The organism is Streptomyces sp. NPDC002958, assembly GCF_055563255.1.
In genome coordinates, this window is the sequence record NZ_JBVHDS010000003.1 from 428844 (window position 1) to 444957 (window position 16114).

At 69.8% G+C, this 16114-nt stretch carries 11 protein-coding genes and 1 pseudogene; 9 read left to right on the plus strand and 3 right to left on the minus strand.

Annotated elements, in window-relative coordinates; translation table 11 throughout:
* Positions 1 to 15: 15 nt before the first annotated feature.
* Positions 16 to 1017 (plus strand): SDR family oxidoreductase, encoded by a 1002-nt coding sequence (locus ACZ3IC_RS08305; protein ID WP_467413804.1) that lies wholly within the window; start codon positions 16 to 18, stop codon positions 1015 to 1017.
* 57 nt (positions 1018 to 1074) lie between these two features.
* Here the strand turns inward: ACZ3IC_RS08305 and ACZ3IC_RS08310 are convergent, their stop codons facing one another.
* Positions 1075 to 2010 (minus strand): hypothetical protein, encoded by a 936-nt coding sequence (locus ACZ3IC_RS08310; protein WP_467413805.1) that lies wholly within the window; start codon positions 2008 to 2010, stop codon positions 1075 to 1077.
* On the opposite strand from ACZ3IC_RS08310, the pseudogene ACZ3IC_RS08315 reads away from it, so the two are divergent.
* Positions 1936 to 2292: pseudogene (locus ACZ3IC_RS08315) on the plus strand (trypsin-like serine protease); the annotation flags it as partial. The gene ACZ3IC_RS08310 and the pseudogene ACZ3IC_RS08315 overlap by 75 nt on opposite strands.
* A gap of 47 nt (positions 2293 to 2339) precedes the next feature.
* Here the strand turns inward: ACZ3IC_RS08315 and ACZ3IC_RS08320 are convergent.
* Entirely contained in the window at positions 2340 to 4145 is a 1806-nt protein-coding gene (locus ACZ3IC_RS08320) for a glycoside hydrolase family 35 protein (protein ID WP_467413808.1), read from the minus strand.
* Positions 4146 to 4373: 228 nt separating this feature from the next.
* Here ACZ3IC_RS08320 and ACZ3IC_RS08325 point away from each other — a divergent pair, with 228 nt between their 5' ends.
* The 5 genes from ACZ3IC_RS08325 (at position 4374) to ACZ3IC_RS08345 (ending at position 11804) form a co-directional block, all read left to right on the plus strand.
* Positions 4374 to 5267: a helix-turn-helix domain-containing protein gene (locus tag ACZ3IC_RS08325; RefSeq protein ID WP_467413809.1), complete on the plus strand. Its 894-nt coding sequence runs from the start codon at positions 4374 to 4376 to the stop codon at positions 5265 to 5267.
* Positions 5268 to 5468: 201 nt separating this feature from the next.
* On the plus strand, positions 5469 to 5807 hold the full coding sequence (locus ACZ3IC_RS08330) for a chorismate mutase (RefSeq protein WP_467413810.1): 339 nt from the start codon (positions 5469 to 5471) through the stop codon (positions 5805 to 5807).
* A 355-nt stretch (positions 5808 to 6162) separates the two neighbouring features.
* A complete protein-coding gene (gene pepN, locus ACZ3IC_RS08335; protein ID WP_467413812.1) occupies positions 6163 to 8667 on the plus strand; it encodes an aminopeptidase N in 2505 nt (834 codons plus the stop codon).
* A gap of 324 nt (positions 8668 to 8991) precedes the next feature.
* Positions 8992 to 10389, plus strand: a complete 1398-nt coding sequence (locus ACZ3IC_RS08340) for a pyridoxal phosphate-dependent decarboxylase family protein (RefSeq protein ID WP_467413813.1) — start codon at positions 8992 to 8994, stop codon at positions 10387 to 10389.
* A complete protein-coding gene (locus ACZ3IC_RS08345; RefSeq protein ID WP_467413814.1) occupies positions 10386 to 11804 on the plus strand; it encodes a lysine N(6)-hydroxylase/L-ornithine N(5)-oxygenase family protein in 1419 nt (472 codons plus the stop codon). Before ACZ3IC_RS08340 ends, ACZ3IC_RS08345 begins: the two co-directional genes overlap by 4 nt.
* A 94-nt stretch (positions 11805 to 11898) precedes the next feature.
* Here ACZ3IC_RS08345 and ACZ3IC_RS08350 read toward each other — a convergent pair whose 3' ends face one another.
* Positions 11899 to 13710, minus strand: coding sequence for a bifunctional metallophosphatase/5'-nucleotidase (locus ACZ3IC_RS08350; protein ID WP_467413817.1), 1812 nt, complete (start codon positions 13708 to 13710; stop codon positions 11899 to 11901).
* Between the two features lie 135 nt (positions 13711 to 13845).
* Here ACZ3IC_RS08350 and ACZ3IC_RS08355 point away from each other — a divergent pair, with 135 nt between their 5' ends.
* Both ACZ3IC_RS08355 and pyk read left to right on the plus strand, forming a co-directional pair.
* Complete coding sequence (locus ACZ3IC_RS08355; protein WP_467413820.1) at positions 13846 to 14550, plus strand: SIMPL domain-containing protein; 705 nt, start codon at positions 13846 to 13848, stop codon at positions 14548 to 14550.
* Positions 14551 to 14675: 125 nt separating this feature from the next.
* Entirely contained in the window at positions 14676 to 16109 is a 1434-nt protein-coding gene (gene pyk, locus ACZ3IC_RS08360) for a pyruvate kinase (RefSeq protein ID WP_467413823.1), read from the plus strand.
* Positions 16110 to 16114: the final 5 nt, after the last annotated feature.

Consider the following 16114-nt stretch of genomic DNA (forward strand, 5'->3'; position numbering starts at 1 on the left):
ACAAGGAGATGTGTGATGACCGCAAGCAGCGACGGACGGGACAGGGGAAGCGAAGGGGGAGACATCGGGGGAATCGACGGAGGAGGCGTCGGTGGGCTGTGCGACGGGCGCGTCGTGATCGTGACCGGTGCCGGGCGTGGGCTCGGCCGGGCCCACGCGCTCGCGTTCGCCGCCGAGGGGGCGAAGGTCGTGGTCAACGACCTCGGTGTAGGCCCCGACGGCGACGGAGGCTCGGCCGGTCCGGCCCGGCAGGTGGTCGACGAGATCGTGGCGGCGGGCGGTGAAGCGGTCGCTCACGGCGGCGACATCGCCACGGCGGAGGGAGCCGCGTCGCTGGTCTCTGCCGCGCTGGAGACCTTCGGGCGGCTGGACACACTGGTCAACAACGCCGGATTCCTGCGTGACCGGATGCTGGTGAATCTGGACGAGGACGACTGGGACGCGGTGATGCGGGTCCATCTGAAGGGCCACTTCCTGCCGCTGAAGCACGCGGCCACGCACTGGCGGGCCGAGTCGAAGGCAGGACGCGCGCCGGTCGCACGCGTGATCAACACCAGCTCCGGCGCGGGGCTGCTCGGGAGCGTCGGACAGGGCAACTACTCCGCCGCGAAGGCGGGGATCGTGGGGCTGACGCTCGTCGCCGCCGCGGAGTTGGGGCGGTACGGGGTCCAGGTCAACGCCATCGCCCCGGCGGCCCGGACCCGGATGACCGAACGGACGTTCGCGGAGGCGATGGCGGCACCAGGGGAGGGGGAGTTCGACGCGATGGCTCCCGAGAACGTGTCCCCGCTGGTGGTGTGGCTCGGCTCGGCCGTGAGCGACGGGGTGACCGGGCGGGTCTTCGAGGCGGAGGCCGGCCGGATCACGGTCATGGAGGGCTGGCGGCCCGGCCCCACCGCGGACCGGGGTGCGCGGTGGGCGCCGGTGGAGGCGGGGGAGACGGCACGCGGGCTGCTCGCGGAGGCGGAGGCGGCGCGGCCGGTGTACGGGGCGGAATCCAGCCCCTCCGGCGATTGAGGAGCGGGGGTTCGGGGACGGAGCCCCCGGTGCCGAACCCCGTTACGGCGGCACGGTTCAGGTGTTGCAGTCCAGGACCGTCCGGCACAACCCGCACCGGGCCCGCACCCGGCCGCGCACCGGAACGCGGATGCGCTGGTGGCAGGTGGGGCAGGCGAAGGAGACCCGGAGTCCTTGCGGGCCGCTCTCGAAGGCGTACGGGGCGTCGGGGCCCGGGGGCGCACCCGCACCCGGATGGTCCTGGGCGTACCGCCGGTCCTTGACGTACCGGCGGCGGCCCGCCCAGCCGGCGGCCGCGAGGGGCGGCTTCCGGGTGTCGTGCAGGGCCTGCGCACGTCCTTTCGTGTAGGCCGTGTACGCCTGCGGACTCGTGAACCACGGGGAGGGGTCCTCGTCGAAGGCGAACGCCCGCTTGGCGAGGACGTATCCGAACTCCTCCGGGGTGAGATAGCCGAGTTTCTGGCTGGAGACGGCATCCTCACGGAAGGCGTCCAGCAGCAGCCAGCCCGCGCCCAGGTACGTCGTCGCGGTGTCGGTGAGGATCTCGTTGTCGCGCGTACCGGGGAACTCCAGGCCGAGGCGGTGCAGCAGCACATGCATGATCTCGTGCGAGAGCGCGGCGCCGATGTCCCTGCGGTGGGTGCGGAAGCGGTCGTTGAGTTCGATGAAGTACTCGGGACCCGCGGCGAGTTCGACACCGGCGGCGTGTTCCATTGCCCGGAAGCCGACGATCATCCGGGCGTCCGGCAGATGCAGATGCTGGACCATGGCCCGCGCCACCCGCTGGGTACCGAGGTACAGATCGTCCTGGTCGGAGAAGGCGGCGTCGGCGGGGGAGAGGCTCGTGGTGTAGCCGCGGACACCGTCGTACGACAGCCTCCGGTACAGCGCCGTGATCGCGGACCGGACGGTGTCGAGATGAGGGAAGCCGTGGGCCACCGGGCTTCCGCCGCCCCGGCCGTGGTCCTGGCTGTCGTCCCGGCTGTCCGCCACGTGCCCACCCCCCGTCCGCGACGTCCGACCGGCCTTCACTGTAGCCGCAACGACGTAGGTGATCTTGGCCGAAAAGTGAAGCTTATGGAGGTCTGTGCCGGGCTGATCGACACGGGCGGCGTGGACACCTGCCAGGGCGACTCCGGCGGACCCATGTTCCGTAAGGACGACGCCGGAGCCTGGATCCAGGTGGGCATCGTCAGCAGGGGCCAGGGCTGCGCCCAGCCCGGCTACCCGGGTGTGTACAGCGAGGTCTCGACGTTCGCCGCCGCGGCAGCCACGCTCCGACTCCGGCCCCGACCCCGGTGCCTGCCGCGGCGGGGTCCGACTCACATCCGAACATCCCCGGGGGTGCCCGTCCGGATGGGCACCCCCGGGCCCAGCTCCGCGTACGGTGCGCCCGCACCTTCCAGTTCCAGCACCCACACCTCGTTGGCGCCCTCCCGCAGCACCGGCCCCGGTACGTACAGCGTCCGCTGCGGACCCGCCGACCAGTACCGCCCCAGGCAGAAGCCGTTCACCCACACGAACCCGCGTGTCCAGCCCGGCAGTTCGAGCCCCGCATGCCCGGTTCCGTCCACCCCCGCGACGTCGAACGTCCCCCGGAACAGTCCGGTGCGCCCGGCTCCCTCGACGCTCCCGAAGGCCACCCCCGCCACCGCCTCCGGCTCCTCGAACGCTTCCAGCCGCAGTGCCCGTGCCCGCACACCGTGCAGGAACTGCCGCTCGTGCAGCACCCCGCCGGTGATCCCCTTGGGCTCACCGAGCCGTGGCCCGTAGTTGACGCGGCCCAGCGACTCCACCCATAGCTCGACCTCCGCAGGCCCGGCCACCGGCTCGTCCAGGGAGCCGTTCTCCTCGCTCAGCACGCCTTCCGGGACACCGTTCACGTACACCACGGCCCGGTCCCGGAGACCCGCCACACCCAGGGCGTACGGGCGACGCGGCCCCGGAACCCCGACCTGATAGCGGACCAGGCCCCGGTCGACCCCCAGCTCCTCGAAGGTCGGCCAAGCGCCTGAGGGTGCCGATTCCTCGTCACCCAGTGCCTCCAGCACGGCGGTCAGCGGAGCCCACTCCGTCAGCTCAACCCGTACCGGCGCGCCAAGCCCGGCAGGCTCGGGCGGAAGCTCCGGAAGCGGCCCGTCCGCGTAGGCGGCGAGCACCTCGCGGAACAGCCAGAACTTCTCCGTGGGGCGGCCGTACTCGTCGATCGGCGCGTCGTAGTCGTACGACGTCACCGTCGGCAAAAAATCCTGGTCCTGCAATGGACCGGACCGGTTGGCGCCCGCCCACCCGGCGAAGTTCGTCCCCCCGTGCGCCATATAGATGTTCACCGAGGCTCCGCACTCCAGGATCTCCCTCAGCGCGTCGGCGGCCTGCGCCGGATCCCGTACGACCGGCTCGGCACCCCAGTGCTCGAACCACCCGCACCAGAACTCCATGCACATCAGCGGTCCCTTCGGCTGATGGCGGCGCAGCACCTCGAACGCCTCCCGAGCACCCGATCCGAAGTTCACCGTGGTGAGCAGTCCCGGCACGGAGCCGCCGGTGAGCATGTGGTCCTCCGGCCCGTCGGAGGTGAACAGCGGCACCGTCACCCCGCGCTCCCGCAGCATCCCGGCCACCCGCTGCAGATAGACCCGATCGGTGCCGTAACTCCCGTACTCGTTCTCCGCCTGGACCATGATCACCGGGCCGCCGCGTCCGATCTGCCGCTGCACCACGTGCGGCAGCAGTGCCGTGAACCACCGCTCCACGGCACCCAGGTACTCCTCGTCACGGGTCCGCACCCGTCGCCCGAACCGCCCCGTCACCCAGGCCGGCAGACCACCGTTCTCCCACTCGGCACAGATGTACGGTCCCGGGCGGACGATCGCCCACAGCCCGGCCCGCTGCGCCGCGTCCAGGAACCGGCCCAGCGCCGCCACGTCCCGGAAGCGGCCGGGCCGCGGCTCATGGAGATTCCACGGCACATACGTCTCGACACAGTTGAGACCCATGGCGCGCAGCATGGACAGCCGGTGGTCCCACTGCGCCTCGTGGACCCGGAAATAGTGCAGCGCCCCCGACAGCAGCCGTACGGGCTTCCCGTCGAGCCGGAAGTGGTCGTCCCCCACGGTGAAGTCAGCCATCGTGCTCGTACTCTCCTGTGCATGCGGTCTCCCGGGGCCGCGCCGCCCAGGGATCGCACGACGGCACGCACCACGGAGCGGGCGAACCCGAGAGGAATGGTGCAACCAACCGTCGCCCCCTGGTGTGCGGCCGGTCCATGGACAAAGATCACTGCTGTTTGGACACAATTGTTCGGACACGAAATGTTCCGGCCAACGCAGAGAAAAAAGGGAGAGGAAGGAAAGCCGATGTACCACACCTGGATGCGCTTCTTCACTCCCAGCCCGCTCCACCACCGGCTGGGCCTCGTCTGCCTGGGCGTGGGGCTGCAGCACGGCGCACTGCCGACGGTCGGCCCGCGCACCCTGGACCACCATGTGGCCGTCGTCATCAACTCCGGCAGCGGCTGGTTCACGGGCTCCGAAGGCCGCCGGGTGCCCGTCATCGCGCCCAGCCTGATCTGGCTGACCCCCGGCACCCCGCACCACTACGGCGCCGATCCGGGCACCGGCTGGGACGAGAGCTTCGTCGACTTCACCGGCCCCGCCACCGCCACGTACACCGAGCTCGGTTACATCGAACCCGACCGCCCGCTCGTCCCGCTCGCCGACACGGCGGGCCCCCGCGCAGCAGTGGGGCGGATGGTACGCGCGGCGCGGCGCGGCAACCCGCTGCTGGAGGTCGAGACCGGCGCCGCCGTGCACGAACTCCTCGTCGCCCTGCGCCGGGCCCGCGCCGATGTCAGCCCCGACGGCGACCCGGTCCTGCAGGCCCTGGCCCGCGACGCCTTCCAGCCGCTCTCCATCGCCGAGCACGCGGCCCGGCACAGAATGACACCCGCCGAACTGCGCACGGCGGTACGGCGAGGCGCGGGCTGCAGCCCGAAGGACTACCTCCTCGGCATCCGACTCGGCCGTGCCAAGGAGCTCCTCGCCGCCACCGACCTGCCGGTCGCCGCGATCGCCCGACGTGTGGGCTACGACGACCCGGCGTACTTCTCGCGCCTCTTCGCCCGCCGGGTCGGCACCGCCCCGGTCCGGTTCCGCGATCAGCAGGGCCGCAGCGTCCCGGGCGGCTGGAGCGACCAGGTCCCGGACCCGGAACACCCACCGACGATCACCCCCCTGGGCCCGGCCGTCTGAGACCGACCGGCAATGGGAGGCGGCGTCGCGGTGCTGGGCACGCGCATCTGCGGCGTTGTCGTCGTCAACAACTCCCCATAGCCTTAAAGGCATGGGGGGACCCCCTTCGCGTTGCCTCCCTCCTCCGCCTTGCAGCTGCACGCACCCAGCACCACTCCTACTCCCACCCCCCATGTGCCGGTCGGTCTAAGCTCACTGACCATGACCACGAGGGACATCGACGAGTCCGTGAGCGCGGAACTGAACCGGCTGCGGCAGAGCATCGACAACATTGACGCCGCTGTTGTCCATATGCTCGCCGAGCGCTTCAAGTGCACTCAGCAGGTCGGCCACCTCAAGGCCGCCCACCAGCTCCCCCCTGCCGACCCGGCCCGCGAGAGCCGACAGATCGCCCGGCTGAGACAGCTGGCGGAGAGCGCGCATCTGGATCCGGCCTTCGCGGAGAAGCTGCTGAACTTCATCGTGGCGGAGGTGATCCGCCACCATGAACGGATCGCGGAGGAGTCAGCGACGAACGGGGACACCGGCGCCGGGCCGTGAACGGGGCCGAGGGCTATGGCGCGACCCCTACGACCCGCCGCCCCGCACCACGCGAGCGACCGACGCACGGTTCGGCAACCCCGTTCATCGCTTCGAACTACACGTCCTCCGCCGCCGCCGGCTCAAAGGCCCCACCGGGTCTGCCCACAGGTCCGCCCACACATCTGCCCACCGGGTCTGCCCACAGGTCCGCCCACACATCTGCCCACCAGGCCGACCCACCGCGCTTCCGCCGGGCTCCACACCGAGCCCCCGGCCCCGGCCCCGTAAGAACCCCGTAAGAGTCCGGCCGGGTTCGATCAGCCCTGGGAGAACCCGCCTGCGCCCCGCCCACGTCGTACGGCAGCATGGGCGCATGTCCGTACTGACGCGCGACGAAGCGCAGACCCGAGCCCAGTTCCTCGACGTACACCGGTACACGATCGACCTCGATCTGACCGGAGGGGAGGAGACCTTCGACTCCCGCACCGTCATCCAGTTCACCGCAGCCGCGGCCGGAGACACGTTCGTCGAGCTCAAGCCCGCCACCCTGCGCTCGATCAGCCTCGACGGACAGCCCCTCGACCCCGCCGACCTCGTCGAGAACCGCTTCCCGCTCACCGCCCTCACCGCCGGCACACACGAACTGCGCGTCGACGCCGCCATGCGCTACTCCCGCACCGGCGAAGGCATGCACCGCTTCACCGACCCGACCGACGGCGAAACGTACGTCTACACCCAGCTGTTCATGGAGGACGTCCAGCGCGTCTTCGCCGCGTTCGACCAGCCCGACCTCAAATCCGTCTTCGAGCTCACCGTCACCGCCCCCGAAGGCTGGACCGTCCTCGGCAACGGCATCGCCCAGCACCGGGAAGACGGCCGCTGGACCCTGGCCGCCACCCCGCTGATCTCCACCTACCTCGTCGCCGTCGCCGCGGGACCCTGGCACTCCGTGACCACCGAGCACGCCGGACTGCCCTTCGGCATCCACTGCCGCCGCTCCCTGGCCCCGTACCTCGACGCGGACGCCGACGAGATCCTCGACATCACCCGCGCCTGCTTCGACCGCTTCCACGAGAAGTTCGACGAGCCCTACCCCTTCGACTCCTACGACCAGGCCTTCGTCCCCGAGTTCAACGCGGGCGCCATGGAGAACCCCGGACTCGTCACCTTCCGCGACGAGTTCGTCTACCGCTCCGCCGTCACCGACACCGAGCGCCAGACCCGCGGCATGGTCATCGCCCACGAAATGGCCCACATGTGGTTCGGCGACCTCGTCACCCTCGCCTGGTGGGACGACATCTGGCTCAACGAGTCCTTCGCCGAATACATGGGCTACCAGACCCTCGCCGAGGCCACCCGCTTCACCGACACCTGGGTCGACTTCGGCGTCGCCCGCAAGGGCTGGGGCTACGACGCCGACCAGCGCCCCTCCACCCACCCCGTCGCCCCCGATCCCGCCGCCGTCCCCGACACCGCGTCCGCGATGCTCAACTTCGACGGCATCTCCTACGCCAAGGGCGCGTCCGCCCTGCGCCAACTCGTCGCCTGGCTCGGCGAGAAGGACTTCCTGGCCGGCATCAACACGCACTTCGCCCGCCACAAGTTCGCCAACGCCACCCTCGCCGACTTCATCGACAACCTCGCCTCGGCCACCGACCGCGACGTCCACGCCTGGGCCGACGCCTGGCTGCGCACCACCGGAGTCGACACCCTCACCTCCCGGGTCGAGGAGTCCGACGGCATGTGGTCCCTCACCGTCGACCGCGACGGCACCCGCCCCCACCGCATCGCCGTCGGCGCGTACGACCACGCCCCGGACGCCCACGTCGGCCCCGACCGCCTCGTGCTGCGCAACCGGTTCGAGATCGACGTCCCCCGGACCGGCACCGCCAAGGCGCTGTCCGGCCCACGCCCCGCCCTCGTCGTCCTCAACGACAGCGACCTCAGCTACGCCAAGGTCCGCCTCGACGCCAACTCCTGGGACACCGTCGTACGCTACCTGTCCGGCATCCCCGACGCGCTGACCCGCGCCGTCGTCTGGAACACCGCCCGCGACATGGTCCGCGACGGCGAACTCGCCCCCACCACCTACCTCGAAGCGGCCCGCGCACACCTCCCGCACGAGACCGACCTCGCCCTCGCCCAGGGCGTCCTCGCCTTCGCCGACACCCACATCGCCGACCGCTACCTCGCCCCCGAGAACCGCCCCGCAGCCCTCGCCACCCTCACCGCCCTGTGCCGCGACCTCATCCGCCGCACCGAGGACGGCCACAACCCCGGCCTGCGCCTCATCGCCGTACGCCACCTCATCGACGCCGCCACCCAGCCCGACACCATCCAGGACTGGCTCACCAACGGCACCGTCCCCGGCGGACCCGAACTCGACCCCGAACTGCGCTGGCGCATCCTCACCCGCCTCGCCGTCCTCGGCGCCACCGACGAGACCGCCATCGCCGCCGAACTCGAACAGGACCCCAGCGCCACCGGACAGGAAGGCGCCGCCCGCTGCCGGGCCGCCCTCCCCACCCCCGAGGCCAAGGCCGCCGCCTGGCGCGCCCTGTTCAACGACGACAGCCTCTCCAACTACCTCTTCACCGCCACCGCCCAGGGCTTCTGGCAGCCCGAACAGGCCGACCTCGTACGGGACTACGTGCCCCGCTACTACCCCGAGGCGACCCGGCTCGCCGCCCGCCGCGGCCCCGCCATCGCCGAAGCCGCCGGCCGCCACGCCTTCCCCGCGTACGCCGTCGACGCCGACAGCCTCCACCTCGGCGAACGGGCCCTGAACGACAAGGCCCTCACCCCGGCCCTGCGCCGCAAGCTCATCGACCAGACCGACGACCTGCGCCGCGCCCTCGCCGCACGCGACGCCCACTGACCCACGCCACCCCCAACCCCAGAACCACCCCCAACCCCAGAACCACCCACAACCCCAGAACCACCCACAACCCCAGAACCACCCACAACCACACACCGCACCACCCGTGCCCGGCGCTACCCCACCACACAGGGAGGCGCCGGGCACACCCATATCCGGCGCCACACCCATACCACCAGAACCCCCGACAACGAAAACCCGCGCTTTCCCACATCCCCCTTTCGAGTTCAGATCACCGAGCTCTGCGGCCGCACCCCCGAAAACCCGGACAAGCTGGCATGCCCACCCATGCCCACCCATCCGCACCCGAAGGACCCCCCCACCATGCCCACCCCGCCCCTCGCCGGATCCACCACCGGCCCCGCCGCCCTGCGCCCCCTCATCGACACCGTCCTCACCGCACTCCACGACGGCGCCCACCGACGCGACGGCCCCCTCCCCGCCGGCGGACCCGACGCCGTCACCCCCCGCATGCGCACCGCCACCCACCCCGTCATCCCCGACCACGGCACCGGCCCCCACGACGCCCTGCGCACCCTCGTCGGCGCCCTCGCCGAAGGCGCCGCAGACCCCGCACACCCACTCTGCGCAGCCCACCTCCACACCCCACCCCTCGCCCTCGCCACCGCCGCGGACCTCGCAGCCTCCGCCCTCAACCCCTCCATGGACTCCTGGGACCAGGCCCCCGCAGCCTCCGCCCTCGAAGCCGACATCACCGCCGCACTCGCCTCCGAGATCTACCCCCACCAGCCCTCACCCGACGCACTCGTCACCACCGGCGGCACCGAAGCCAACCAACTCGCCCTACTGCTCGCCCGCGAACGCAACGGCCCCGTACAGACCATCTGCGCCGCCAACGCCCACCACAGCATCACCCGCGCCGCCTGGCTCCTCGGACTCCCCGCACCCGTCGTCATCCCCGCCCCCTCAGGCGTCATGGACCTCGCCGCACTCGACGAAGCCCTCACCGAACTCCACCGTCCCCTGCTCGTCACCGCCACCGCGGGCACCACCGACACCGGCCAGATCGACCCACTCGCCGACATCGCCGACCTCTGCACCACCCGCGGCGCCGAACTCCACATCGACGCCGCCTACGGCGGACCCCTCCTCTTCAGCCCCACCCACCGAGGCAAGGTCCACGGCCTCGACCGCGCCCACAGCGTCACCCTCGACCTGCACAAACTCGGCTGGCAACCCGCATCCGCGAGCATCCTCGCCGTCCCCGACCGCAGCCACCTCGACGCACTCCACCACCGCGCCTCCTACCTCAACGCCGACGACGACACCGAAGCCGGCCTCCCCGACCTCCTCGGCCGCTCCCTGCGCACCACCCGCCGCCCCGACGCCCTGAAGATCGCCGTCACCCTCCAGGCCCTCGGCCGCACCGGACTCGCCGACCTCATCGACCGCACCGTCGCCGCCGCCCACCACCTCGCCGACCTCATCGCCAAAACCCCCACCCTCGACCTCTACGACCGCCCCACCATCAGCACCGTCCTCTTCCGCCCCACCGGCGCCGACGACCGCACCGTCGCCACCATCCGCCGCACCCTCCTCACCCGCGGCCACGCCGTACTCGGCCGCGCCCACACAGACGACCGCCTCTGGCTCAAAGCCACCCTCCTCAACCCCCACACCACCCCCGACGACCTCCGCACACTCCTCGACCTCGTCAACCACCTCTCCAACGACCTCGCGGAAGGCAGCACCCCCCGATGACCGACCGGCCCACCCCCGAGACCGACCAGCCACACGACCTCGTCGGCATCGGCATCGGCCCCTTCAACCTCTCCCTCGCCGCCCTCGCCCACGGCATCCCGGACAACCCCCGTCCCCTCGCCGCCGCCTTCTACGAACAGCGCCCCGCCTTCCACTGGCACCCCGGCCTCCTCATCGACGGGGCCAGCCTCCAAGTCCCTTTCCTCGCCGACCTCGTCACCCTCGCCGACCCCGCAAGCCCCTGGACCTTCCTCAACTACCTACGCAGCCGCGACCGGCTCTTCCCCTTCTACTTCGCCGAGCGCTTCCACATCCAGCGCGCCGAATACGACGCCTACTGTCGCTGGGTCAGCGACCAACTCCCCGGCCTCCACTTCAGCCACCAGGTCGACGCCGTCCGCTGGAACAACGAACGCGGCCTCTTCGAAGTCGACTTCACCCAACTCGACACCGACGGCGAAGCCGAAGCACTCGGCCGCGCCCACACCCGCCACATCGCCCTCGGAATCGGCACCGAGCCCTCCATCCCCGAACCCCTCAAACCCCTCGCCGAAGCCGAATCCGTCCCCGTCATCCACTCCGCCGACTATCTCCACCACCGGGAAACACTCCTCGACGCCCAACACATCACCGTCATCGGATCCGGACAGTCCGGCGCCGAAATCTTCCTCGACCTCCTACGCGCCCGCCCCGCAGGCCACGAAAGGCTCCACTGGATCGCCCGCACCCAGGCCTTCGCACCCATGGAGTACTCCAAACTCGGCCTGGAACACTTCACCCCCGACTACAGCCGCTACTTCCACGCCCTGCCCGAATCCGTACGCGACGAACTAGTCCCCCACCAATGGCAGCTCCACAAGGGCATCGACACCGACACCATCGCCGCCATCCACGACGAGCTCTACCGCCGCACCCTCCACGGCGGCTGGCCCGACGCCACCCTCACCCCCGGAGTCTCCGTACGCACCGCAGGACGCCTCGCCGACACCCGCATCGAACTCCACCTCGAACACACCCAGCAGAACACCCGCTCCCGCCTCACCACCGACGCCGTGGTCCTCGCCACCGGCTACCGCGAACGCTCCCTCGACCGCATCCTCACCGGCCTCGACCCCTACATGCGTCGCGACGCCTCCGCCCGCCCCCGCATCGACGACCGGTTCCGCCTCGTCCTCGACCCCACCGTCACCGGCAACGTCTACGTACAGAACGCCGAACGCCACACCCACGGCGTCGGCGCCCCCGACCTCGGACTCGCCGCCTGGCGCAGCGCCACCATCCTCAACAACCTCACCAACACCAACGCCTACCCCCTCCCACAACGCACCGCCTTCACCACCTTCGGCCTCACCCCCCAAGCCCCACCCGTCCCCAACCAGAACCCCGACCTCATCCCCCTCGCCCAAGGCAACTGACACCCGCCCCCCCACACACACAGAAGACGGCCGCCCCCTCCACAAGGAGAGGACGGCCGCCCACCCACACCAGTACACCCCCAGGGGCAACCGCCTAGAACACCGGCGTACCGTCCCGCGTCAGCCGCCAGTCCACCGAAGCGAACTGCGCACCGTCCACCGAACCCTTCGCCTGCACCCAGGAGATGATCGTGTTACGGATCTCCTCCGAGTTCGCCCACACCTGCTTGGCACCCGCCACATGCGGGAAATTGCCACCGCCGCCCGCCCGGTAGTTGTTCACCGCCAGCACGAACTGCGCCGCCGGATCGATCGGCTCGCCCTCGAACGACAGATTCACGATCCGCGAACCGCTCGGCTTCGCGATGTCGATCTCGTACGTCAGACCCGACACCGCGTCGTAGTTGTAGTCCGGGGTGTTGTCCGCGTTCGTCAGCTTCGCCGTGTCCACCGGAACGCCGGCCGCCGTCTGCACGTAGTACCGGGCCGAGAACTCCAGATAGTCCTTGACCTGCGCACCGGTCAGCAGCCGCGCCTCAAGGGTGTTCTCGAACGGGTAGAGCCCCGCCGCGTCCTTCAGCGTCACATTCCCGGCCGGAATCTGCGCCGTACGCGAGAAACAGGACGCCTGCGAGAGAACGGGAAGCGCCGCGTACGCACCACCCGCCAGCGCCGCCTTCACCGTCTCCGCCTGGACGACATTGATCAGATCGATGATCGGCTCGTCCTTCCAGGCCGCCTCCGCCGTCGTCATCGCCGCCGTGGACGTGCCGATGACCTGATTGACGTACGCCACGACCTTCTTGTGCTCATCCACGAGAAGCTTCTTGATCTCCGGGTCCTCGTCCACGGTGTTGGAGTTCAGCACCTGCGAACCCGCCTTCTCCACCACCCAACGGCCCTTCTCCCACACCAGATCGAAGTCGAACAGCGTCAGCCGCTGCCCCCACTTCAACGGCTCGGAGAGCACCACCTTCTTGCCGGTCCGCTTGTTCTCCACGAAGTACTCGGGGATTTCCTGATGCGCATGCCCGACCAGAATCGCGTCAATACCCGGAACCTGCTCGGCCACCAGACCCGCAGCGTTCTCGACATACGGAATCTGATCACCCCACGACGAGGTACCACTGTGGCCCGAGTGCGCCGAGACGATCACGACATCCGCACCCATGGAACGCAGCCGCGGCACGAACTTCGCCGCCTGCTCCTCCAGACCGGGGAACACCATCTTCCCGCTGACGTTCGCCTTGTCCCAGATGGCGATGCCCGGGTTGGTCAGACCGAGGATCGCGACCTTCACATCCCGACCGTGCGGGGTACGCAGCCTCTTGATGAAATACGGGGCGAACGCCGGCCGCAGCGTCTTCGCGTCCAGCGCGTTCGCACCCAGCAGCGGGAAGTCGCACTGCTCCTCGAACTTCCGCAGCACCGGGATGCCGTAGTTGAACTCGTGGTTGCCGAGCGCCGCGGCGTCATAGCCGATCGCGTTCATCGCCTGCGCCATCGGGTGCACCGGGCCGCGCTTCGCCGTGATCGGATCGACCCTGGCGTAGTAGTACGACAACTGGGTGCCCTGGATCGTGTCACCCGCATCGATCAGCAGGGTGTTGTGGCGGCCCTTCTCACGGCGCACCTGGTCCACAAGGGTGGAGATCTTCGCCAGGCCGACGTCGTTGTGGGCCTTGTCGTCGAACTCCTTGTCCGTGAAGTAGTCCCAGTTGAAGACGTTCCCGTGCAGATCGGTGGTCCCCATCACGGTGAACGAGTACCGCTTCGACGGACGTCCGTGACCGTGCCCATGGCCAGGATCATGGGCCGCGGCAGGCACGGCGGAGCCACCAGCGATCGCCACACCGGCACCGGCAGCCGCCGATGTGCCCAGGAACGTCCTACGGTTCAGCGGCATTTGTTCTCCCACATCTCAGTTCTCGCAGTACACAACGCGCGTAGATGATGACCCAGGAGACACACCCGGCAAAACCCCTTACGGGTTTCGATCTGATGACCACCCGTTGTCGTACCCGGATGCGAGGGTGAACCCATGACCGACATCCCGCCGCCCTACGGCACCCCCGACCACCCCCGCGTCGCCGTCCGGGGCGAGGCCCGCCTCGAAGTCGACCCCGAGACCGCCCGCATCGGCATCACCGTCAGCGCCCGCGGAAAAGACCGCCGCACCGCCCTCGAAGACCTCACCCGCCGCAACAACCACGTCCTCGAACTGGCACGGTCCTACGGACAAGCGGTCGAAAAACTCGAAACCGGCGCATTCTCCATCACCCCCGAACTCACCCAACGCGGCCGCGACGAAAAAATCCGCGCCTACCACGGCCGCGTCCATGTCACCGCCGTGCTCGGCGACTTCACCGCACTGGGCGAATTCACCACCCGCGTCGCCGACCTCGACATGACGCGCGTCAACGGCCCCTGGTGGGGCCTGCGCCCCGACTCACCCGCCCACGCGAACGCCCGCCGCCAAGCCGTACGCGAAGCCGTCCAACGCGCCCGAGAATATGCCGACGCCCTCGGCGCCCACCTCACCGCCCTGGTCGAACTCGCCGACCTCGGCGCGGAGAACGCCGCCCCGGCCATAGCCATGCCCGCCCCACCCGGGGGCGTCCGAGGCCGCGCGGCCTACGGCGGAGCAGCGGCCGAACCCGCCCCGGCCCTCGACCTCGAACCGCAACGCCAGACCGTCTACGCCCAGGTGAACGCCCGCTTCACCATGTCACCGCCAAAACTATGAAGAGAATGCTCATCCGAGCATCCCGCCGCACAATTCAACACTTGTCAATAACCCTTCACCCAAAGGTTGTTGGGTCGCCATGCGCGGCAGAATTGCTACCGGTAGGTAAGGTCTAGGGTCAAACCATGCGCCGAGCAAAAATCGTTTGCACCCTGGGCCCCGCCACCGACACATACGACCAGATCAAGGCATTGGTCGAAGCGGGAATGGACATCGCCCGCCTCAACCTCAGCCACGGCACCTACGCCGAACACGAAGAGCGATACCGCCATGTACGCAAGGCCTCCGACGAGAGCGGACACAGCGTCGGGATCCTCGCCGACCTTCAAGGCCCGAAAATCCGCCTCGGACGCTTCCGCGAAGGCCCCGTACTCCTTGAACGCGGCGACACCTTCACCATCACCGTCGAACCCATGGAAGGCGACCGCCACACCTGCGGCACCACCTACGACGGCCTCGCCGCCGACGTCACCACCGGCGAACGCATCCTCGTCGACGACGGCCGCGTCACCCTCGACGTCACCGAGGTGGACGGCCCCCGCGTCCACACCACCGTCATCGAGGGCGGCATGGTCTCCGACCACAAAGGCCTCAACCTCCCCGGCGTCGCAGTCTCCGTCCCCGCCCTCTCCGAGAAGGACATCGAAGACCTCCGCTGGGCCCTGCGCACCGGCGCCGACGTCATCGCCCTCTCCTTCGTACGCAGCGGACGCGACATCGAGGACGTCCACCGCATCATGGACGAGGAGGGCCGCCGCCTCCCCGTCATCGCCAAGGTCGAGAAGCCCCAGGCTGTCGAGAACATCGACGGCATCGTCGCCGCCTTCGACGGCATCATGGTCGCCCGCGGCGACCTCGGCGTCGAAATGCCCCTGGAGCAGGTGCCGATCGTCCAGAAGCGCGCGATCAAACTTGCCAAGCGCAACGCCAAGCCGGTCATCGTCGCCACCCAGATGCTCGACTCGATGATCGACAACTCCCGCCCCACCCGCGCCGAAGCCTCCGACGTCGCCAACGCGGTCATCGACGGCACGGACGCGGTGATGCTCTCCGGCGAGACCAGCGTGGGCAAGTACCCCATCGAGACGGTCCGCACGATGTCCCGCATCGTCGAAGCCGCCGAGGAGGACATCCTCGCCAAGGGCCTCCCGCCCCTGAACGACCGCAACAAGCCCCGCACCCAGGGCGGCGCGGTGGCCCGCGCGGCGGCCGAGATGGGCGACTTCCTGGGCGCCAAGTTCCTGGTCGCCTTCACCCAGAGCGGCGACACGGTCAGGCGCCTGTCCCGCTACCGCTCACCCATCCCGCTCCTGGCCTTCACCCCGGCCCCGGCCACCCGCTCCCAGCTGAACCTCACCTGGGGCGTCGAGACTTTCCTCGGCCCGCAAGTGGATTCGACGGACGCGATGGTGGCCCAGGTCGACGAGGAGCTGTTGAAGATCGGCCGCTGCGAGAAGGGCGACATCGTGGTCATCACGGCGGGCTCCCCGCCGGGAGTCCCGGGCTCGACGAACCTGGTCCGGGTGCACCACATCGGCGAGGACGACAGTCCGAAGTAGGCCGG